This window comes from Bifidobacterium sp. LCP19S3_E9 (assembly GCF_052121135.1).
Classification (GTDB): Bacteria; Actinomycetota; Actinomycetes; order Actinomycetales; family Bifidobacteriaceae; genus Bifidobacterium; species Bifidobacterium thermacidophilum.
This window is the reverse complement of record NZ_JBQKEV010000001.1, coordinates 128,050-147,830: the sequence shown is the minus strand read 5'-3', so window position 1 is coordinate 147,830 and position 19,781 is coordinate 128,050. Positions and strand designations below refer to the sequence as shown.

General features: G+C 61.0%; 17 protein-coding genes and 1 pseudogene. 10 read left to right on the top strand and 8 right to left on the bottom strand.

Annotated elements, in window-relative coordinates; all coding sequences use genetic code 11:
- The first annotated feature begins 19 nt into the window (after window positions 1-19).
- Window positions 20-3,685 carry a chromosome segregation protein SMC gene (smc, locus tag ACTQYB_RS00580; RefSeq protein ID WP_441481637.1) on the top strand — a complete coding sequence of 1,222 codons (3,666 nt, stop codon included), beginning with the start codon at window positions 20-22 and terminating at the stop codon, window positions 3,683-3,685.
- 56 nt (window positions 3,686-3,741) lie between these two features.
- Here the strand turns inward: smc and ACTQYB_RS00575 are convergent, their stop codons facing one another.
- The 3 genes from ACTQYB_RS00575 to ACTQYB_RS00565 all read right to left on the bottom strand — a co-directional run bounded on the left by ACTQYB_RS00575 (window position 3,742) and on the right by ACTQYB_RS00565 (window position 7,488).
- Entirely contained in the window at window positions 3,742-4,986 is a 1,245-nt protein-coding gene (locus ACTQYB_RS00575; RefSeq protein ID WP_441481638.1) for a carboxylate--amine ligase, read from the bottom strand.
- A 52-nt stretch (window positions 4,987-5,038) separates the two neighbouring features.
- Complete coding sequence (locus ACTQYB_RS00570) at window positions 5,039-6,586, bottom strand: UDP-N-acetylmuramoyl-L-alanyl-D-glutamate--2,6-diaminopimelate ligase (protein WP_441481639.1); 1,548 nt, start codon at window positions 6,584-6,586, stop codon at window positions 5,039-5,041.
- A 131-nt stretch (window positions 6,587-6,717) separates the two neighbouring features.
- Window positions 6,718-7,488 (bottom strand): exonuclease domain-containing protein, encoded by a 771-nt coding sequence (locus ACTQYB_RS00565; RefSeq protein WP_033492295.1) that lies wholly within the window; start codon window positions 7,486-7,488, stop codon window positions 6,718-6,720.
- A 169-nt stretch (window positions 7,489-7,657) separates the two neighbouring features.
- Between ACTQYB_RS00565 and ACTQYB_RS00560 the strand changes: the two genes are divergently transcribed.
- Window positions 7,658-8,281 carry a sigma-70 family RNA polymerase sigma factor gene (locus ACTQYB_RS00560; RefSeq protein ID WP_239646884.1) on the top strand — a complete coding sequence of 208 codons (624 nt, stop codon included), beginning with the start codon at window positions 7,658-7,660 and terminating at the stop codon, window positions 8,279-8,281.
- Between the two features lie 48 nt (window positions 8,282-8,329).
- Window positions 8,330-8,629: pseudogene (locus tag ACTQYB_RS00555) on the top strand (hypothetical protein); the annotation flags it as partial.
- Between the two features lie 739 nt (window positions 8,630-9,368).
- On the opposite strand, the gene ACTQYB_RS00550 reads toward ACTQYB_RS00555, so the two are convergent.
- Both ACTQYB_RS00550 and ACTQYB_RS00545 read right to left on the bottom strand, forming a co-directional pair.
- Window positions 9,369-9,443, bottom strand: a complete 75-nt coding sequence (locus ACTQYB_RS00550; RefSeq protein ID WP_369803150.1) for a 50S ribosomal protein bL37 — start codon at window positions 9,441-9,443, stop codon at window positions 9,369-9,371.
- A 101-nt stretch (window positions 9,444-9,544) separates the two neighbouring features.
- Entirely contained in the window at window positions 9,545-10,486 is a 942-nt protein-coding gene (locus ACTQYB_RS00545) for an aldose 1-epimerase family protein (protein WP_441481640.1), read from the bottom strand.
- A gap of 269 nt (window positions 10,487-10,755) precedes the next feature.
- Here ACTQYB_RS00545 and ACTQYB_RS00540 point away from each other — a divergent pair, with 269 nt between their 5' ends.
- The gene (locus tag ACTQYB_RS00540; protein ID WP_441481710.1) at window positions 10,756-11,736 is read left to right on the top strand and encodes a 4-hydroxy-3-methylbut-2-enyl diphosphate reductase; all 981 of its coding nucleotides are present in this window, start codon (window positions 10,756-10,758) and stop codon (window positions 11,734-11,736) included.
- 83 nt (window positions 11,737-11,819) lie between these two features.
- On the opposite strand, the gene ybaK is transcribed toward ACTQYB_RS00540, so the two are convergent.
- The 3 genes from ybaK to ACTQYB_RS00525 all read right to left on the bottom strand — a co-directional run bounded on the left by ybaK (window position 11,820) and on the right by ACTQYB_RS00525 (window position 14,562).
- Entirely contained in the window at window positions 11,820-12,329 is a 510-nt protein-coding gene (ybaK, locus tag ACTQYB_RS00535) for a Cys-tRNA(Pro) deacylase (RefSeq protein ID WP_033492368.1), read from the bottom strand.
- 98 nt (window positions 12,330-12,427) lie between these two features.
- The gene (gap, locus tag ACTQYB_RS00530) at window positions 12,428-13,483 is read right to left on the bottom strand and encodes a type I glyceraldehyde-3-phosphate dehydrogenase (RefSeq protein WP_029576532.1); all 1,056 of its coding nucleotides are present in this window, start codon (window positions 13,481-13,483) and stop codon (window positions 12,428-12,430) included.
- A 290-nt stretch (window positions 13,484-13,773) separates the two neighbouring features.
- Window positions 13,774-14,562, bottom strand: coding sequence for a thiamine diphosphokinase (locus tag ACTQYB_RS00525; protein WP_441481641.1), 789 nt, complete (start codon window positions 14,560-14,562; stop codon window positions 13,774-13,776).
- Window positions 14,563-14,913: 351 nt separating this feature from the next.
- Here ACTQYB_RS00525 and infC point away from each other — a divergent pair, with 351 nt between their 5' ends.
- The 6 genes from infC (at window position 14,914) to ACTQYB_RS00495 (ending at window position 19,774) form a co-directional block, all read left to right on the top strand.
- Entirely contained in the window at window positions 14,914-15,615 is a 702-nt protein-coding gene (gene infC / locus ACTQYB_RS00520) for a translation initiation factor IF-3 (protein WP_033505203.1), read from the top strand.
- A gap of 84 nt (window positions 15,616-15,699) precedes the next feature.
- On the top strand, window positions 15,700-15,894 hold the full coding sequence (gene rpmI / locus ACTQYB_RS00515; protein WP_015450200.1) for a 50S ribosomal protein L35: 195 nt from the start codon (window positions 15,700-15,702) through the stop codon (window positions 15,892-15,894).
- 49 nt (window positions 15,895-15,943) lie between these two features.
- On the top strand, window positions 15,944-16,327 hold the full coding sequence (gene rplT / locus ACTQYB_RS00510) for a 50S ribosomal protein L20 (protein WP_033492307.1): 384 nt from the start codon (window positions 15,944-15,946) through the stop codon (window positions 16,325-16,327).
- Between the two features lie 464 nt (window positions 16,328-16,791).
- On the top strand, window positions 16,792-17,742 hold the full coding sequence (gene xerD, locus ACTQYB_RS00505; protein WP_441481642.1) for a site-specific tyrosine recombinase XerD: 951 nt from the start codon (window positions 16,792-16,794) through the stop codon (window positions 17,740-17,742).
- Between the two features lie 281 nt (window positions 17,743-18,023).
- Window positions 18,024-18,863 carry a ParA family protein gene (locus tag ACTQYB_RS00500; protein ID WP_029576527.1) on the top strand — a complete coding sequence of 280 codons (840 nt, stop codon included), beginning with the start codon at window positions 18,024-18,026 and terminating at the stop codon, window positions 18,861-18,863.
- 98 nt (window positions 18,864-18,961) lie between these two features.
- Complete coding sequence (locus ACTQYB_RS00495) at window positions 18,962-19,774, top strand: segregation and condensation protein A (protein ID WP_441481711.1); 813 nt, start codon at window positions 18,962-18,964, stop codon at window positions 19,772-19,774.
- Window positions 19,775-19,781 lie beyond the last annotated feature (7 nt).

Genomic DNA, 19,781 nt, shown 5'->3' with positions numbered 1-19,781 from the left:
CCAGAACCCCGCCACGCCCATGTATCTCAAGGAACTCACCCTCCGCGGATTCAAATCCTTCGCGAACCCGACGACGTTGCGCTTCGAGCCGGGCGTCACAGCCGTCGTCGGCCCGAACGGGTCAGGCAAATCCAACATCGTTGACGCCCTGACTTGGGTGATGGGCGAACAAGGCGCCAAAAACCTTCGCGGCACGTCGATGGAGGACGTGATTTTCGCGGGCACCTCCACCCGGCCGCCTGCGGGGCGCGCGCAGGTCTCCCTGACCATCGACAACACCGATCACGCGCTCGACATCGACTATACGGAAGTGACCATCAGCCGTACGTTGTACCGCAACGGCGGCTCGGAATACGCGATCAACGGGTCGGCGTGCCGGCTGCTGGACATCCAAGAACTCCTGTCGGATTCCGGCCTCGGCCAGCAGATGCATGTGATTGTCGGGCAGGGCAGGCTTGACGCCATTCTGCGCGCTGACCCGAGCGGACACCGCGCGTTCATCGAGGAGGCCGCCGGCATTCTCAAGCACCGCAAACGCAAGGAACGAGCGTTGCGCAAGCTGGCGAACACCGAAGACAATCTCGCCCGGCTTGACGATTTGCTGCGCGAAATCCACCGCCAGCTCGGCCCTCTGGGGCGCCAAGCGCGTGTTTCCCGGCGTGCAGACACCATCCAGATGACCATCAGGGACGCCCAAGCCCGGCTATTCGCCGATGACGCATGCCAGTTGCGAGATAAGCGTGACCATCTGCGCGGCGATCTCGCCGACACCCGCCGCCAGCTCGCCGCGTTGCAACAGGACTTGGCGAAAGCCAAAGTGCGCATCGAACAGGTGGAGGCCATCACCTCGGGATCTAACCCGCAGCTCGCCCAAGCGAATCAAGTGTGGCACGATTTGTCGCGTCTTGAGGAACGATTCGGCTCTCTTGCTTCTGTGGCCGCCGAACGCGCCGCTTCCATCCGCTCGCAGATTGTGGCCGATACCGGCGAAAACCCCGACATGCTCACCAAACGCGCCGACGAACTTGAGCGGCAGGTAGCCAAGCAGCGGGGTGCGGTCGATGACGCGCGGCTCGCCTATGATCAGGCGACCGAAACACGCGCCGACTATGAACGGCGGCTCGCCTCGATTCGCCAGACCCTGACCGAACTGCGCAAAACCGCGAAACAGCGTGACGCGCATATCGCCAATCTGCGGGAACTGGTAGCCCGCGAGGAATCGGCGGTGCATGCTGCGGACACCAGAATCGCTGATCTGTCCACACAACTGTCCGATATGCGGACACAAGCGGAGCAGGCGCGCACGCGCGTCGCTGAGCTGGAACAGGAGCGCCAAGACGCCGATGAAGACGGGGGAGCGGCACTCGACGCAGCCAGAACAGCCCTCCAGCACAGTCAGGAGGGGCTTGATGAGACTCTTGCCCGGCAGCGGGAGCTCAATGGGAAAATCATCTCCCTGCAAGCCAAGGCGGATGCGCTCGCCGATACTTTGGACAACCGAAATGCCGCCGGGGAGCTTGAAACCGACCGGGATATCGCCGTGATGGGGCGGCTCGCGGATTTCATCCGCATCGAAGACGGGTGGGAGGAAGCCGTTGCGCACGCCCTCGGCGACTATGCGAGCGCGATTGTCGTCCCCGGACAGGAGCAGATGCTCGCTGCTCTGGAACGTGCGCAGAACTATGCGCTCGGCAAGGCGGTGCTGCTGCATCCGCTCGGCGGGCAAACGGATGATGCTGCTGTTGGCACTGATGGCACTGATAACGCTGGCACTGATCATGCTGGTATCACTGCTGATACTGCCGCAAGCCGACCAAAACCGCACGAATCCACCGCCGCGCTGGTCGACGCGAACCCGCATGCTCAAGACCCTGAGTCCGCCCGTCGTGTCACAGCTGCGGTGCGTGCACTACTCGCCGACACCGCCGCGAAGGAGGCCCGTGACGATGCCCTCAAGGCCGTCAATCAGGGCCCGTGGAAACGAGCGGTAACCCGTCAGGGAGAGGTACTTACCGCGGTGGGGGCGCAAGGCGGATCATCCCTGTCGCAAAGCGATCTGTCGCTGGCCGCAAAGCGAGACAAGGCGCTTGCCGACATGCAGGGATTGCGCTCCCGGCTTGCCGACATCGATGCGTCGGTGGCGGAGCTGACTGAGAAACGCGACCAGGCCCGGCTCGACGTTGACCGTCAGGCGCAGTTGCGTACCGAGGCGCGAGTCAAGGCGCAACAGGCGCAACAAACGCTGAAGGCGGCGCGGGACCGGGTCGAGACCGCCGCACGGCAGCTCGCACGCGTCGAGGAGACGTTACGCAGCGCATCACAAGGGCGGGACGACCATCAAGGCAAGCTTGAGGATGTGCGCAAGGCGTTGGCGACCGCGCAGGAATCGCAGGATACGAACGCCGACCTTGACGACCTCGCCGCCCGCGAACATCAGCTCGAGCAGCAACTCGGGCAGACGCGCGAACAGGAGGTGTCCGCGAAACTCGCATGGAAGGAAGCCGACCGGCAAGCCCAGTCCTTGCAACGACAAATCGGCTTGTTGCGCGACAACGCCGAACAGGCGAGGCAACGTCAGGCGCGGATCCAGGAGCAGAACGACACCCGTCGCCGACGGGCGGACGCGGCGGACCAGGTCTCGAATGATGCCGCCGCCTGTGCACGGCTCGCCCATACGAGCGTCGTCCGCGCCGCACAGCGCCGCGATCGTTTGCAAGCGGAACTGTCCACCCATGATGAGGAACTGAAAGCATTGCGGGCGGAGCGCGACCGGTTGGAACCCCAGGTGCAGCGTCTGCAGCGCGACGAACATGAGCTTGATGTGGAGCGTGAACGGCAGGCTGCCGCTTGGGGACAGCTCACGCAGAAGGTCGCGGACACGCTCGGTATGGATATGGACGAGCTGGTCGAGCAGTATTCCCCTGATCACCCGGTGCCGGTGTTATCGCCAGAGCATGCCGCTGCTCCGGGGGAACACCAGTCGGAAGCACAGAACGAGGATCAGGCAGCCCCGGCGACCGTCCCATATGCGCGGCAGGAGCAGGTCAAACGTCTGGAACGCGCCCAGCGCGACCTCAAGGCCTTGGGCAAGGTCAACCCGCTCGCCGCCGAGGAATATGAGGCGCTCAACGCGCGCAACCAGTATCTGCACGACCAGCGTGACGATGTTGCGAAAAGCCGCCAGGATCTGCTCAGACTCGTGCAGGACTTGGACCAGACCATGGTCAGTGTGTTCTCCAGCGCGTTCGACGACACGGCCGCCGCATTCCAGCATGTGTTCGCCACCCTGTTCCCGGGTGGTACCGGCCGGCTCAGGCTTGAAGACCCGGACGACATGCTGGGCACGGGCGTGATTGTCGAGGCAAGCCCCGCCGGCAAGCGCGTCAAGCAGCTGAGCCTGTTGTCGGGCGGCGAACGTTCGCTGACCGCGTTGGCCCTGCTATTCGCGATTTTCACGGCCCGCCCCAGCCCCTTCTACGTGATGGACGAGGTGGAAGCCGCGCTCGACGACGTGAACCTGACGAGGCTGCTGGACGCGCTGGACGACCTGCGCGAGCATGCCCAGCTCATCATCATCACGCACCAGCAGCGTACGATGGCCATCGCTGACGCGCTCTACGGCATCACCATGCGCGCCGACGGCGTGAGCGCCGCCATCAGCCAGCGGTTGGAACGTCGCGGCTGACGGTTGACGGCTGTTCCGCCAGCCGTCGCCGCCATGCCGGCTGATGACGCAGCCGGTCAGAACTTCAAGCGCATATGCTCGAAGTTGACCCGGCCCCAGAACCGCTGCCTCAAGGTATCCTCGCGGCACAGCAGCGGGCTGCTCCAATGGCCCGAGTCGAACATACGCATGGCGTCATCATGCTTGGCCCCATGTGTCTCATGGTCGATGATGCTGCGCGGAACCATCGTGAACAGGAAATCGTCGTCGGCGGCAAGTTCCTTGGCGGACAGAGCATCGTGCAAATCATGATGCATGACGAAATGCTCGATCAGCGGCTTGACGAACGGGCACCCGGCCAGACTGACATAGTAGGTGTTCCTGCCGGGACGCGTGTTGACTTCCAGGAAATGGGGGTTGCCGTCTGCGTCATCCATAACATCGAAATTGGCATAGCCCTCGTAACCGGTATCCGCAAGGAATCGCCCGGCTGCCTCGAGCAAATCATGATGCTTGCCCGTGGACATGATAACCAGAGGATTGCCGATGCCGGTGGTGCTGCGGTCCTGCACAAGCACATCGCCGCTGACTGCCACGATGGCGGTGCCGTTGGCATCTGAGAACGTGGTCAGCGTATGCAGCGACTCGTCGCTAGCAGACAGACGCTCCTGAATCAGCAAAGCATGCGAATAGCTTGACGCGGCGACGGCATCGTAGATAGAGAACAGCTCCTGTTCGGAAGAGACGATATAGACTTTGTTTTTCCCGGGGATATCGGCATAATGCCAGTCGGCGGAGTTCGAAGGCTTGGCAATGAGCGGATAGCTCAGTCCAGACAGTTCTCGCTTCTCGCGTACGACACGCATCGACGTGCCGGCAAGCACAGAATCGTCATACGAATCGGAGAACGGCACGACGATGGTCTTCGGATACGGCATGCCCAGTCGGTCGCAGCGGGCGTAGAAGCGGTCCTTTTGCGTAATGTCGTCGAGCAGATCGAAATCGATATACGGAATCACATATCCCAGTTCTTCCAGCTCCTGTTTGTGCTTCGACAGGTTGCGCACATGCCAGTCGCTTGCCCCGGCGATGACTACGGGCTGCGCATCGAAATGACCCGCATGGGCGTGGAGCCACTCCATCAGTCGCTGTTCTTTGTCGATATCTTCGATGGTGTGGTAATCGGTGAATCTACTGGCTGAAGAGTACTTGATGTCAGCGCCCGCCAGCATGGTCGTTTTGCTGGAATAACACCGGTGAAGCTCTCGCGCATATGAATATCCGAGAGTGTCTCCGCCAAGGACGATTGGCTCAAAATCCATAATTATTCCTTACCTGTCATGAATGTCGAATGCGTTCGCTCTATATGCCGCGTCAACCCAGCAAGCGTGCAAAAATCGCGTCATCGCCCTCATACGGTGTATGCCGGTTCAGTCGCTTGATCCAGCGTTCGTTGCCCTTGCCGATGGCAAGGATGACGTCGAGACGCTCCGGGTGACTTTTCGCGACTGCCGCGGCGTTTTCGATGGCCTGCGCGCGGTCGAGGATGATGCCGGACTCGACCTGTGGGTCGGTGACGTAGCCCGCCATCTGCTTGCAGATATCCTCCGTGGGCTCCGTATTGGTGTCTTCCTCGGTGAAAATGAACCGGCCGATCCGATGCTGGGCCGCTTCAACGATTTCCTTGCGGCGGTCGTACGCCTTGTCGCCTGCGGAACCGGTAATCAGGGTGATATATGGGTGACGCGTGCCGAAGCGTTCGTTGACATAATCGAGCAACGCTCTCATGGAAATCCCGTTATGCGCGTAGTCGACGATGGCGACGGTATTTGTGGACGGGTCTTCGAAGCGTTCCATGCGTCCGGCAATCTTCACGTGTTCCATCGCGTGCAGGGCTTCCGGCGACGCGTCAAGCCCCAACGCGTGGACGATCGCCAGCGCCGCGGCGGCGTTCGCATAGTTGAAATCACCGTCAATTGCGAGCGAGAACAAGCCGAAATCGACGCCATCGGCCTCGATCCGGTACTGCGTATGGGCGGGGTCCGCGGGACTTGCCACAACGTCGGCGGGCGTGGTGAGTTTCGCCTCGTCATGCAGCGCGAAGGTGACGATGCTCCGCCGGTCGCGCTGCGCCTGCTGCCTGATCAGATCGGCATGATCCGCGTCGGCACCGAGCACGAGCGTGCGGCAGTTGTCGACGATCTGCCGCTTGCACCACAGGTAGTCCTCGAATGTCGGGTGCTCGATAGGGCTGATATGGTCGGGGGAGATGTTCAGGAACACGCCCACGTCGAAGGTCAGGCCGTACACGCGATTGACCTTGTACGCCTGCGAAGAGACCTCCATGACCAGATACCGCATGCCATGGTTCACGGCCTCGCCCATCATGCGGAAGGCATCGAGAGATTCCGGCGTGGTCAGATCGGATTCCACGTACGTGCGGCCGTCCACGCAATTGTCGACCGACGAGAACAGCGCCGCCTTGCCGCCGCTGAGGGCGCTGAGCACGGCGTGGGTGAAGTAGGCGGTCGTGGTCTTGCCTTTGGTACCGGTGATGCCGACCACGGTCAGCTTCTCCTGCGGACGACCGTAGAATTCCGCGGATAGCAGGCTCATCGCCTTGCGCACGTCGGATACAATCAGTCCCGGGGCTGCGGTGCGTTCGTGAAACTCGGTTTCGGACACGTATGCCGACAGCCCGCGCGCATCGATCCCGTCAAGATATTCCGGGCGGAAGGCGCCCTTGCAGAACAGCAGCGTACCGTCTTCCACCTTGCGCGTGTCATAGGTGACCGAAGAGAACGGGGTGTCCGAACCCTCGAATTCGCCGGCGTCCAGCGTCCAGCGGTCAGCCCGGACGATTTCGTGCAGCAGATGATGCTGTTGTAGCAGCTGTGCGGCCGAAGCCAGAGTCAAAGCCATGAGCGAACCTTTCTTGTCGTTCCCCGTCTGCCCGCCCTCATTGTAGACGGTGCGCTGTGTCGGTTCCGTGCAGGCGCGTGCCGGGAGTCCGGCGGCGCCGCCTGATTTTCGCCTGATATCTGCCGATGCGGTCACAGCCACTGGTCGTGCAGCGGGGTACGGCCGCGGCTTTCCAGCCACTGATTGAACGATGTCTGCCAAGCATCATGCGCTTGCCGCTGCCAATCCATCAGCTCACCCAAGGTCAGATGCCCGACCTGAGGATACAAAGTGCTCATCGGCTTGATGAGGTCCACCGCGGCGACCGTGTCCGCCGTGGCGTTGTGGAAATCGCCGGTGGGGACGACACCGTAATATTCTGTGGTCAAGGTCAGGGTGCGCTTGCCGTGGCGCTTGGATACCGCGCGGTCGATGACCAGCGGGTCGACCACCAGCATGCCGTTGGACGGTTCCGCGGGATTTTGGCGCTCGCTGACTTGGGGCAGCTTCCAGCGATTCAGGTCGCCTTCGAGCATATGGACGTCAAAGGGGGCGTTATAGGCCAGTAGCGGGATGTTTTTATCCTGCGCCGCTGCGATAGCCCGCGCAATCTGGTCGATTGCATCCGTCGGCTCCATGCCGTGTTCGGCGAGATAGTCGTCGGTGAAGCCGTTGACGGCGCTCGCCCTCGGATTCATCCGCCGATGCGGGTTGATTACCCACTCGGCCTCGGCGTCGCCTTCATGGCCGCGCTGCGGATCGCGCAATACGAGGGTGGCGGACACGATGGCGTCACGCCCCGCCGCAACACCCGTGGTTTCGGTGTCGAAGCCAAGCAGCCACGAAGAGCCAAGCTGCGTGTCATCGCTTTGTTGTGGCGCTTCCTCCAACGCCGCAATCAGTGCGTCATAAGTCATGGTCATAGGGAACATTGTGCGATGCGAAACAGACAATCACCGGCAGGACGCTACTGCGGCTCGCCGTTGTCGCCGAATACGAAACGCCGAGTGCGGCGCGTCATAGAATAGTGGGGTGAGCAACGAGCTGAACGAATCAACAGAAGAGAAGCGCAAGCGCTTCGAAAAGCTCGCCATGCCCGCGGTGAACACGTTGTACCGTCAGGCAATGAAACTGACCAATAATCCCGATGACGCGCAGGATCTGGTCCAGGACACCTTCGAACGGGGATTCAAGGCGTTTGACAGCTTCAAACCGGGCAGCAATTTCGAAGCGTGGATGACTACAATCGAGCGCAACTCGTATTTCAACCAGTACGCCAAAGCGAAGCGGCGCCCGCAGCGCGCGAACGATTCGACTGGGGAATACGATGACTGGGATATCTACTCCGCCTCCGAACACGCTTCGCAAGGCCTGGAATCGGCTGAACAGCAGTATCTCGATACGTATGCGCCCGAAGAGATTATGGCGGCGCTCAACAAACTCAGCCCTGAACGTCGGCAGGTGTTCATCGACGCTGCGATCGACGGCAAGTCCTACCAACAGGTGGCGGACGAGCAAGGTGTGAAAATCGGTACGGTGATGAGCCGGCTCAACCGTGCGCGTACCCAACTCAAGCAGGAACTCGCCACGTATGCGAAAGAACGCGGATATGGTGTCAGGCGCACTCGTGCAAGCGAAGCTGATTCCTCTTCGCCGGTCGCGAATTCACCGCGTCGCGGCCATACCAAGTCAGTCACGGCGGGCCATAATGAATAGCGACACATGTAAGCCAGCATGCCGCGGGCATCGCAGGAAGGAGTCGGCATGAATCAGTATGAGCATCATAGCCATATCTCCATCACCCGCCATACCCGCGAAGGCGTGACGCGCACTGATGTGCATATCGCGCAGATTGGTTCGTTCTCGGGCGAGGACGGCGATCCCGAAGGCGTTGAAGCCGCGCGTGACGGCGGGCATGAGTGTTTCGATCCCGAATCCTGTTGCGATGCGCAGGAGAGGGCGCTCATCGCGATGATGCGTTCCTATCTGCGTCCGCAGGCGGCGCCGGAATGTCTGATCGAGCGGTTGCATCGTACCTTGGATGCTTGCTGCCGTGAAGAGGAATGCGGACATGAGGATGTCCGTGATGCGCGTGATGTTCGCGACGCCTGTGACCTCCATGTCGCCGACGGCGTTGATGGGCATGTCACAGATCTGCAGCCCGATGACGTCGTACGCCACGCTAATGCCCCGCGCCCGACTGGCGGCACGGTGGTGGTACGCCGTGTGCGGGTGCCTGGCACGGAGATTGTGACGGTCACCGATTTGTCTGTCCCCGAAGGCTGGACCTTCCCCACATACCCCGACGCGCATTGAACCACCGTCGCGCGGAAATTCGCCGTGTTGACTGGGTTGTCGGCTGATACCCGTTGCTGAAATGTTGGGTTGCGTATGTTTCGGCATACGTTTCGTGTCGGATGGAAGTCGTCCTGCCCTGTCTGGGAGTCATTACACCGGACCGTGTATGTCCCGGCATACGCAACCCGCCGAATACGGGCCCGACGCGCTGCGTCCCGGTGGGGTTCGACAAGTCATGTATGCCATGGCATGCAGAATGTGCGCGAAACACGACGACCAGAACCTTTGATTGGCTTCTGCATGCCGCCACCAGACACACTTCCCGCAATACCCCTGTTCGTCACGGACACCCGATAATTACGAACCCCAACGATTTGCGGCAAAGAAAAACCCTGCGGGCGATATTCATGTCTTCACCCACAGGGTTCATGCAGCTTGTGCTGCAATGCGATGTCGCGGATGCCGCCACCGTAGACCGGCGTGTCGCGACATCCGTCAGCGCAACTCAGGCATTTGGCCTTTTGCCGTGATTAGCGGCTTTTTTGCGACGTGCCTTGCGCTTGCGTCCACGCATACCCATAATGGACTCCTTTGCTAAAGATTGGTAAGCCTACGGGATTATCGCACATCGGCGGGACGTTTACAAATCGACGGGCCGCTTCAGCGTTGTCCGACCAGGATTCAGCGTTGTTCCGCAGAGATGCGGATGCTCGTGACACTTGTATCGCCCGGCTTGATGACGATGAGATCCTTGCCGCTGCGGAAGGCGTTCGCGTATGCGGTCTGGGGTTCTACGGCGACACCTTGCGGGCGGATTTCCTCGGGGAAGCCGGTTCCTGTGCACACTTGGAACGACGTGATGGTCGGGCCGCCGCTGACGGTGATGGTCATGCCGTCCGGGCGAGTGAACACGGCGGATGCATTGCCATCTTCATCATGATGCAGGTCGGTCCAGGCGTCGTCGAAAGGCCGCCCTTCCAAGGTCGGGTTGTCGCGCAGATCGTAGATGGTGCCGTCCACGGGTTCCGTTCCTCGCGGCAGGAGCCTGTCATCGGCAACGACGTGCGTGTCTGCCTGCACGCGCAGATGGCATTCGGCATTGTCCTGCTCGATTGCGTCTCCGGTGCTGTACCGTCCGTTGGCCAGCCAAGGGTGCATCGCAGCGGCCCACGGTGCGTCGGTCGAGCCGTTGTTCAGCGCGCTGAGCGTCAGGGACAGGCCGTGTTCGTCTAGTCGGCAATCCGCGGTGACGACCACGTCGAACGGGTAGCCTTCCAGTGCGGGCGCACGCCATTGCAGACTGACACTGTTGTCCGTGCGCGCAAGCCGCGTCCAATACGCGCGGTAGCCGTACCCGTGAATCGCGTTATGGCGTTCATGTTCGTCGATCGGCAGCACATACTGTGTTCCTTCGAACTCGTATTCGCCGTCTTCGATACGGTTGGGGAAGGGGATGAGCAGCTGTCCGCGGCAGCAATTAGGAATATCGTCTTCATCGAACGGCACGATGATGTCCTTGCCGTCGAGAGTGAGGCTGCGCAATGCCGCGCCTTGCTCGGTGACGGTCGCCTCATACCTGCCGAATACGAGATGATACTGCTGTCCTGTCCTTGGTGGGAACATGCCCTGACTCCTGTCCGCTAAACATATGCGCCGCTACGGATGCCACCGCTTCGGCGCGGGTCGCTGGATTCCATGCTATCGCGATGTGCGCCTAGGTACGTATGCGGTGGTTTTGCACGGCACATGATGCGGGCATGTGCGGCGTGTTGTGCACGAACTGCGTGAGGCTCGCCGAAACCGTGTTGGCGATGGTGGCAGGCATTACGATGAATGGTGCCTCGAACGGGGTGCGCAAACGCGTTGAGACACAGATGGGAGCGACAAGCGGTATGAGCGGCGACGGCAAGCATATTATTCTGGCTGATCCGAGGGGATTCTGCGCCGGCGTGGACCGTGCAATCGCCACCGTGCAGACCATCGTGAAAACCGCGCACCCGCACAGCGGCCTGCCGCCGGTGTATGTGCGCCGCCAGATTGTGCACAATCGCCATGTGGTCGACGATCTCGCTGCCCAAGGCGCGGTGTTTGTCGAGGAACTGTCCGAAATCCCCGATGATGCGGTCGCCGCGGGTGTGCCGGTGGTGTTCTCCGCGCATGGCGTGTCGCCGCAAGTGCAGGCGGAAGCCAAGCGGCGCGGCATGTTCATCGTCGACGCGACCTGCCCGTTGGTGAGCAAAGTCCATCGTGAGGTGCTGCGGTTCGTCCGTGAGGGCTATGAGATCGTGTATATCGGGCATCGCGGGCATGATGAGGCCGTCGGCGTGGTGGGGGAGTCGCCGGAGCATGTCCATCTGATCGAACATGAGGATGATGTCGCTGATCTCGATTTCCGGCCAGGGCAGAAGCTGGTGCTGCTCACTCAGACCACGTTGAGCGTCGATGAGACCGCCGGCGTGGTGGCGGCGCTCAAGCAGCGCTTTGATTGGATTGAGGAGCCGCCGAGCTCAGACATCTGCTATGCAACGCAGAACCGGCAGACCGCGGTGAAAACGGTTGCCGAACGGGCACAATGCGTGGTCATCGTCGGGTCGGCGAACTCGTCGAATTCAGTGCGGCTGATGGAAGTCGCCCAGGAAGCGCTGGGGGAGCGGGGGCGCGCTCACCGCGTCGATGATGCCGCGGAAATGGATCCGGCTTGGTTCGAGGGCGTTGACACGGTCGGTGTTTCCTCGGGCGCCTCGGTGCCTGATTCGCTGGTCGACGGCGTGGTCGAGACGCTTCGGCCGCTTGGATTCACCGATGTCTCCTATGTCGAGACTGTCAAGGAGAACATGCATTTTGTACTCCCCGCAGCATTGCGCAAGCGATAGGGAAGCGCAAGCGCGAGGAAAGCACAAACGTATGGGGAGCATAGCCGCGCGCTAGGCCGCGGCGGGGTGCGTCGGCGTAGCCGTCACCACGTGCCGATCGGCGCGGTCGTCGCGTTGAGCACAGCGACCAGATCGTGCGGATTGACGCCGACGCTCAGGCCGCGCTTGCCACCGGACACAAGGATTTCATCGAATTGCAGGGCGCTGTCATCCAGCACGGTTTTATGCCGGGTGCGCTGGCCGAGCGGGGAGATGCCGCCGACCACATAGCCGCTTTCACGCATCGCGACTTTCGGGTCGGCCATCGCTGCTTTCTTCGCACCGACCGCTGCCGCCAGGGCCTTCAAATCCATATGGCCGCTGACCGGGACGACACCGATTACGCGCTCCTTGCCGGTATCCGCCATCAGGGTTTTGAACACCTGCTTGGGGTTGAGACCGAGTTTTTCCGCCGCCTCGACGCCATACCCCTCATCCATGTGGTCGTTCGAGTGGTCGTATTCATACAGTTTGAACTCCACGCCGGCGCGTTCCAGTTGCAGGGTTGCCGGAGTCGAGCCCATGCCTTTGTCGTTGTGTTTCTTCTTGCCCATGCCCCACATGCTTGCACCACCGGTTGACGGGCGGCATAAGAAAAACCCCTCGGAATCGCTTCCGAGGGGTTGTTCAGCGCTGGAACGCTAAGCTAAGCTCACTTGTTGAGCTCAGCGAAGTACAGCAGGGTACGGATCATGTTGGAGGTGAAGCCGTACTCGTTGTCGTACCAGGAGACGGTACGAGCCAGCGTCAGGCCGTCAACGGTGTTGACGTCGGTCTGCGTCGGATCGAACACGCCACCGTGGGTGTCGCCGATGATGTCGGAGGACACGATGCCGTCGGCATTGTAGCCGTAGTAATCGGTGTCGGAGAAGGCTTCCTTGAAGGCTTCGTTGATCTCGTCAACGGTTGCGGCCTTCTCGAGAACGGTGGTCAGCTCGGTGACGGAGCCATCCGGGACCTGGATGCGCTGGGCATGGCCTTGGAGCTTGCCGTTGACCTCCGGGACGACCTTGCCGATGGCCTTCGCGGCGCCGGTGGAATGCGGAATCGTGTTGATCGCAGCGGCGCGGTTGTTGCGGGCCTTCGGGAAGCGCGGGCCGTCGAGCAGCATCTGGGTGCCGGTGTAGGCGTGGATGGTGGTCATGAAGCCAGCCTTGATGCCGAACTTGTCGTTCAGCAGCTTGACCATGGCGGCCATGGAGTTAGTGGTGCAGGAACCGGCGGACACGATGGTGTCGGTCGGCTTCAGGATCTTATGGTTCACGCCGTACACAACGGTCGGGGTGGTCTCGTCCTTGGCCGGAGCGGAGATCAGGACCTTCTTGGCACCAGCGTTGATGTGCGCCTGGGACTTCTCGGCGGAGGTGTAGAAGCCGGTGCACTCGAGCACGTATTCAACACCGTCGTTCTTGACCCACGGGATGTTGTTGGCGTCCTTCTCGGCGTACACGGTGTATTCCTTGCCGTCCACGATGATGGAGTGATCGGTGGAGGTGACCTCGACCGGGGTGCCATCGTCATGACGGAAGGTGCCGTGGGTGCTGTCGTACTTCAGCAGGTAAGCCAGCATGGACGGGGTCGTCAGATCGTTGATGGCTGCGACCTCGATGTCACCGGCCTGACCACCACGAGCCTGCAGCTCGAAGATGCGGCGGAACGCAAGACGACCGATACGGCCGAAGCCGTTGATACCAATCTTTACTGTCATGTATATCTCCCTTAGGGATCAGGCTTCGGCGTGCGCGGGCGTAAGCGGGCACGCGCCTCGGCCATTGTTTACCAACGCTACCCACTGTAATGCTCACGGTGTACGAATGTCGGGGCAGCAATCATGCTGAAGGCGCAACTGTTATGTGATTTCCATGAGTGTCCTGTGCAACGTTGCTGAACGTTATCGGCCATTGCAAACGTTAGTTTTCGCAAGATGCTTGCAGACCGTGGCGAACGGTTTCCTTGGCGCGAAGACCCCCGGGTAATTCCCTGCAATCGTGGTCATCGTCACGCCGATTGACGCGGTGTCGCAAGCGCTGCGGACACTGCGGTGCTCAACGCGCCCAGGTCGCCGCTGAATGCGTGCAGACGCTCGACATGGGGCAGTCCCGCTTCGATGGGGAACGTGACGATCAGCGTGCCGGAGCCGACGCTGACGACCGCGGGGATGGCGGTCAGGAACTCGTTGCTGACGCCTTGGACCGTGTCGTTGAACATAGTGGCGTGTTCGAGACGATACTTGAGGCCGCGTTCGGTGACGTCGGTCGATTGGTCGCTGTGCGAGAACACCGATACCATGTGCCCGGCGCCGCGTGTCGCGGCATCCGCGGAAAAGGAGAGCGAACCGTCCGATATCGCGGTGACGACGGTGCCGTCGCCGAACAGGTAGCCGATGCCGCCGTGGGCTGCCAGACGTGCAAGGATCTGGATATTGGCGATGGAATGATCGACACGCCCGCCGAGCGCACCATATATATGGAAAGTCCGGGCGCCCTTGGCCCAACCGACTTTCAAGGCGGACAACAAATCAGGATCGTCTTTCTCTTCAGGTAGGCGGATGGTGCCCGATTGTTCTGGAACCGGCCCGCTGATGGAATCGAAGTCGCCGATGACCGCATCCGCGCGGATGCCCAGGGCATGTGCGTGGTCGAGACCGCCGTCGGCGGCGATGACGAATGCGTTCGGCGGGACCGAAGGACGTCCGCCGAAATACGTGCCTGCCGCGAAAACGACGCATGTCGTAGCCGCAATGTCGGTGTCGCGCGGTTGCTGGCGTCGCTGGCGTTCCTGTTCCATGGGGCTTCCTTCCTGATCTGCGACCAGTATAATGGCGGCCGGTCGGATCGCGGGACTTGAGTCCGCCGGGGAGTTGCGTTGTCTGGACATCGCTCGCAACGAGGTCGCGACACGCGGCTGCATTTGGTCCGGCCATGTGCTAAGCTATTGCACCGGCTTGAGAAATCAAGAAAGCGGGTGTTAACCCCACCTGGAAGCCTGTCGTGGTTTCGGGTTCAAGGCTAGACCTTGATGCGTGTCAACGCATTGTTGAATGACGATTTGGTTGTACGGGTTCGTATGACGAGATTGTGTCAGTGTCTTCCATGAACTCGCCGCGAACGGTTCTGAGGGGAATCCGCTTCAGGAAATATGAGGATTGGAGTCATCATTAGCGACGAACCACGCATTAACGACGAGATTCGCGTCTCCCAAGTGCGCCTGATTGGCCCGAACGGCGAGCAGGTCGGCGTCATCGCGACCACGGTTGCGCTGAACTTGGCGAAGGAAGCGAACCTCGATCTCGTCGAGGTGGCACCGAACGCGAAGCCTCCGGTGGCCAAGCTCATTGATTACGGCAAGTACAAGTACAACGAGAAGATCAAGGCCCGTGAAGCGCGCCGAAATCAGAGCACTGCCGAAATCAAGGAGATCCGTTTCCGTCTCAAGATCGACGCCCACGACTTCGAGGTGAAGAAGGGCCATGTCATCCGCTTCCTTGAAGGCGGCGACAAGGTCAAGGTCACCATCATGTTGCGTGGCCGCGAGCAGTCCCGACCGATCGGCGGCGTGGAGCTTCTCGAGAAGCTCGCTGACGAGGTACAGGATTACGGCACGGTTGAATCTGCGCCGAAGCAGGAGGGCCGCAACATCATCATGACGCTTGCGCCCAAGGGCAAGAAGGTGCACACGCAGTCCGAGCAGCGCCGTCGCGGCGCCGAATCGCGTGCGGAGCGCCAGGCACGCCAGGCGGCTCGCCTCGCAGCCAAGCAGGAGTCGAAGGCCAAGGCGGCCCAAGCCGCCAAAGAGGCTGTCGCCTCCGGCGGACAGAAGGAAGACAAGCCTTCCAAGTAAGCCAAATGAATGTGTCGGATGGGCCGAGCCCATTCGCCCACGCTATCCAACACGATGTGATAGATAATCACAAGGAGGGCAGCAATGCCGAAGATGAAAACCAATTCCGCCGCTTCCAAGCGCGTCCGCGTCACCGGCTCGGGCAAGCTCATGCACGCCGGCACCGGTATGCGCCACAACCTCGAGCACAAGTCGGCCAAGAAGCGCCGTCACCTGTCCGCTGACGAGGTGCTGGCCACGTCGCAAGCGAAGAAGATGCGCGGTCTGCTCGGTCGCTGAGCCGAAGCCCGTTGAGTTACTAGACGAATAGAAAGCTGAGGAAATAACTATGGCACGTGTCAAGCGCGCAGTCAACGCCCACAAGAAGCGTCGCGTCGTTCTCGAGAGGGCTTCCGGCTATCGCGGCCAGCGCTCCCGTCTGTATCGTAAGGCCAAGGAGCAGCTGCTGCACTCCTTCACCTACAACTACCGTGACCGTAAGGCGCGTAAGGGTGACTTCCGCAAGCTGTGGATCCAGCGCATCAACGCCGCCGTCCGCGCTGAAGGCATCACCTACAACCGCTTCATGCAGGGTCTGCGTCTCGCCGGCATCGAACTCGACCGTCGCGCTCTCGCCGAGCTCGCCGTCTCCGATCCGGACACGTTCAAGACCATCGTCGACGCCGCCAAGGCTGCGCTGCCGGCTGATGTGAACGCCCCGGTCGCTGCCTGAGCGCATCCGTGAGCATAGCGGCGATGCGGAGGTCTGAACCCCGCTGACCGTTGTAACGTCTCACAATGCCCCCGACTCCTCTAAGGAGCCGGGGGCATTGTCGTATGTTCTGCCCGTTGGTTGGCATGTGTGTCCGACGGAGACGGATGCGATGGTGTCCTGTCACGGATCGGGTGCCGTCGCCCACCTTCACAAACTGTCTACGCCAAGACCGGTCTCAGTGCAGACAGTTTGTATCAGTAATGCGTTGTATTAGCAACCCGTAGTGTCAGCCGCCCGTTGTATTGGCAGCACGTTGTCTCCGACACCCATCAGGAACCGAGACGTGGTGCTCGATCAGGTGAACTTGCACGGTGAACGCAGGAACGGACAACCGTCGTCGTGTTGCCGTGCCTGTACCATATGCAACAGCACAGAACATGTAGGTACACCGGCACAACACCGGCACGGGAGATGATGGGACGATGGCTGAGCGATTGAATCCGTCGACGACGCTGTCGTCATCGCTGCGCGACCAGCTGTCAGCGTTCATCGGGCATATCGCCGTGGAACGCGGCCTCGCGGACGCGACCGTCGATGCCTACCGGTCGGATCTCGATCGCTATATCACCTGGATGGAAGATCACGGCATCCGCTCGATGGACGGAATTCGGCAGCAGGATGTGCAAGCCTATGCGCAATCGCTTGCCGGGCAAGGCCAGAGCGTGGCAAGCCGCCGGCGCCATCTCGCCAGTATCCACGAATTTCACCGATTCGCATTATCTCGTGGCGCTGTCAGCGACGATGCCTCCGCGAAAGTGCGCGCCCCGAAAGGCGGATCACATCTGCCGGACGTTTTGACAATCGACGAGGTCTCGACATTATTGGATGCCGCGGCGATGCACGGAAGTCAAGATCCCGTAGTCTTGCGGGACAAGGCGTTGCTCGAATTCCTGTATGCTACCGGTGCTCGTATTTCCGAGGCCGTGGGCGTGGATTTCGCTGATATTGACTTCGATGACCGACTGGTCAGGCTCACCGGCAAGGGGTCAAAGCAGCGGCTGGTGCCGATCGGCAGCTACGCATGTGACGCATTGGAACGGTATCGAGACCTCGGTCGGCCTGCGCTCGCGAGCAAAGCCAAGCAGCCCGAGCTGCGGGCGGTGTTCCTCAACCGCCGCGGCCAGCGCCTGTCGCGGCAAAGCGCTTGGGACGCCGTACGCATTGCGGGGGAGCGGGCGCATCTGGCCCGTCCGTTGCACCCACATACCTTGCGCCATTCCTTCGCCACGCATTTGATCCAAGGTGGCGCCGATGTGCGCACCGTGCAGGAACTGCTGGGGCATGCGTCGGTCACGACCACGCAAATCTACACGCATATCGCACCGGAAACATTGATGGAAACGTATATGACCGCTCATCCACGGGCGAGATGACCGTCCGGCATAATACAGCCGCTGGGACGGCGGGCGATACGATGGTGTTCGGTGTGCGGCGACGCGGTCGCACGTCAGGCGTATCCGCGGCGGATACGCGGGAAGGAGCAGGCGTGGATGACACGATGACCCCGATGCGCGACACCCGTCAGGGATTATTGCCGATTATGGGCACGAATACTGGCGCAACGCAATCGATTCATGCATCCGACGATGATGAGTTGGATGCCGAGGGTGAGGCGCAGCCGGACGTGGACACGCCGCTTGGTACAGTGAACGGTATGCCAACGGATTTACTGGGACGAGAATATGAGACGTTTCCTGCGCCACAGCCGCGCCACGAGCACGGGCCTGCGCGCGTTATCGCGATGTGCAATCAGAAAGGCGGCGTCGGCAAGACCACCAGCTCCATCAATATCGCCGGCGCGCTCAGCCAGTACGGTCGTCGTGTGCTGATCGTCGATTTCGACCCGCAGGGCGCGGCTACGGTCGGTCTCGGCATCAACGCGAACACCGTGGACAACACCGTGTACACCGCCCTGTTCGACCCGTCCGTCGACCCGCACGACATCATCCAACATACGGATTTCAAGAACCTTGACGTCATGCCCGCGAATATCGATTTGTCTGCGGCGGAAGTCCAATTGGTCACCGAAGTGGGTCGTGAGCAGATTCTCGCTAGTGTACTGCGCAAAGTACGTGATGAATACGATCTCATCATCATCGACTGCCAGCCGTCCCTCGGCCTGCTCACCGTCAACGCGCTGACTGCGGCGGACGGCGTGATGATTCCGGTTGCCGCTGAGTTCTTCGCGTTGCGTGGCGTGGCGCTGCTCATGCAGTCCATCGAGAAAGTCCAGTCGCGCATCAACCCTTCCCTTGAAATCGACGGGGTGCTGGTCACCATGTACACACGCACCCTGCATTCCGAGGAAGTGCTGCAGCGCATCTATGAGGCGTTCGGCGACAAGGTGTTCCATACGGTGATCTCCCGATCCATCAAACTGCCCGATGCGACAGTCGCCGCCGCGCCGATTACGATATACGCGCCGAACCACAAAACCGCACAGGAATATCGTGAAGTCGCCCGCGAAATGGTCGCGCGCGGAGTCGTCGCCTGAACGTTGGCGGTTACGCCGTGAGTGGGCAGTCGCCATCCGTGCAGGGGTCGGTGCAGGCGTCGGACGGTGTCCAAAGTGATGAAACCGGTACGCCGGCCATGACGGCAATGGCGGACATGCCGGCTGCGGACGGTTTCTCCGTCAATCTGGACAACTACGCTGGCCCGTTCGACGTGCTGTTGGGCATGATCGCCAACAGACGCCTCGAACTGACTGAAGTGTCCCTGTCCGCCATCACGGAAGAATTTCTTGCATACGTGCGCACGCTCGACACTGAGCGCAATATGGATGAGGCGAGTGCGTTCCTCGATGTGGCATCCGTGCTCATCGAAGCGAAAAGCGCTGCCTTGTTGCCGCATGACGAAGACGGCACCCAGGACGAACGCAGCATGGAGGCGTTGCGGGAACGCGATCTCCTGTTCGCTAGACTGCTGCAATATCATGCGTTCAAACAGGCGGCGTCCGATTTCCGGGCGCGTATGGAGGACAATGCGCGTCATGCCCATCCAGGCAACGCTGACCCTGCCTTTGCTGCGATGCTGCCGCAACTGGTGTGGACGCTCACCCCGCAGGAGCTTGCGGGAATCGCCGCGGCGGCATTGACGAACGCGCCGCTGGAACATGTTGCAACGCATCAATTGCATGTGCCGTTGGTTGATTTGCGGGAGCAATCCACGTTGGTTCGCGATCGCCTACGCGCCTTGCCCGCCGGAGAGGGCATGGCGTTCTCCAAGCTGTGCGAGGACGCACACGGTACGCTTGAGGTGGTCGCGCGGTTCTTCGCCATTCTCGTGTTTTTCAAGCAGGGAGCCGTGCAATACCGCCAGTTTGGGCCGTTCGAACCGTTGTTCGTCAGGTGGATGCCGGGGCGGGATACTGCTCAATTGGTTGGCGAGAAGGATATGTCATGATCGAAGA

What these genes read in the sequence shown, in the direction of transcription:
- smc (WP_441481637.1), top strand. Translation starts at nt 20, where the DNA reads ATGTATCTCAAGGAACTCACCCTCCGCGGATTCAAATCCTTCGCGAAC.
- ACTQYB_RS00575 (WP_441481638.1), bottom strand. Translation starts at nt 4,986, where the DNA reads ATGGATTTTGAGCCAATCGTCCTTGGCGGAGACACTCTCGGATATTCA.
- ACTQYB_RS00570 (WP_441481639.1), bottom strand. Translation starts at nt 6,586, where the DNA reads ATGGCTTTGACTCTGGCTTCGGCCGCACAGCTGCTACAACAGCATCAT.
- ACTQYB_RS00565 (WP_033492295.1), bottom strand. Translation starts at nt 7,488, where the DNA reads ATGACCATGACTTATGACGCACTGATTGCGGCGTTGGAGGAAGCGCCA.
- ACTQYB_RS00560 (WP_239646884.1), top strand. Translation starts at nt 7,658, where the DNA reads ATGCCCGCGGTGAACACGTTGTACCGTCAGGCAATGAAACTGACCAAT.
- ACTQYB_RS00545 (WP_441481640.1), bottom strand. Translation starts at nt 10,486, where the DNA reads ATGTTCCCACCAAGGACAGGACAGCAGTATCATCTCGTATTCGGCAGG.
- ACTQYB_RS00540 (WP_441481710.1), top strand. Translation starts at nt 10,756, where the DNA reads ATGAGCGGCGACGGCAAGCATATTATTCTGGCTGATCCGAGGGGATTC.
- ybaK (WP_033492368.1), bottom strand. Translation starts at nt 12,329, where the DNA reads ATGGGCAAGAAGAAACACAACGACAAAGGCATGGGCTCGACTCCGGCA.
- gap (WP_029576532.1), bottom strand. Translation starts at nt 13,483, where the DNA reads ATGACAGTAAAGATTGGTATCAACGGCTTCGGCCGTATCGGTCGTCTT.
- ACTQYB_RS00525 (WP_441481641.1), bottom strand. Translation starts at nt 14,562, where the DNA reads ATGGAACAGGAACGCCAGCGACGCCAGCAACCGCGCGACACCGACATT.
- infC (WP_033505203.1), top strand. Translation starts at nt 14,914, where the DNA reads ATGAGGATTGGAGTCATCATTAGCGACGAACCACGCATTAACGACGAG.
- rpmI (WP_015450200.1), top strand. Translation starts at nt 15,700, where the DNA reads ATGCCGAAGATGAAAACCAATTCCGCCGCTTCCAAGCGCGTCCGCGTC.
- rplT (WP_033492307.1), top strand. Translation starts at nt 15,944, where the DNA reads ATGGCACGTGTCAAGCGCGCAGTCAACGCCCACAAGAAGCGTCGCGTC.
- xerD (WP_441481642.1), top strand. Translation starts at nt 16,792, where the DNA reads ATGGCTGAGCGATTGAATCCGTCGACGACGCTGTCGTCATCGCTGCGC.
- ACTQYB_RS00500 (WP_029576527.1), top strand. Translation starts at nt 18,024, where the DNA reads ATGCCAACGGATTTACTGGGACGAGAATATGAGACGTTTCCTGCGCCA.
- ACTQYB_RS00495 (WP_441481711.1), top strand. Translation starts at nt 18,962, where the DNA reads ATGACGGCAATGGCGGACATGCCGGCTGCGGACGGTTTCTCCGTCAAT.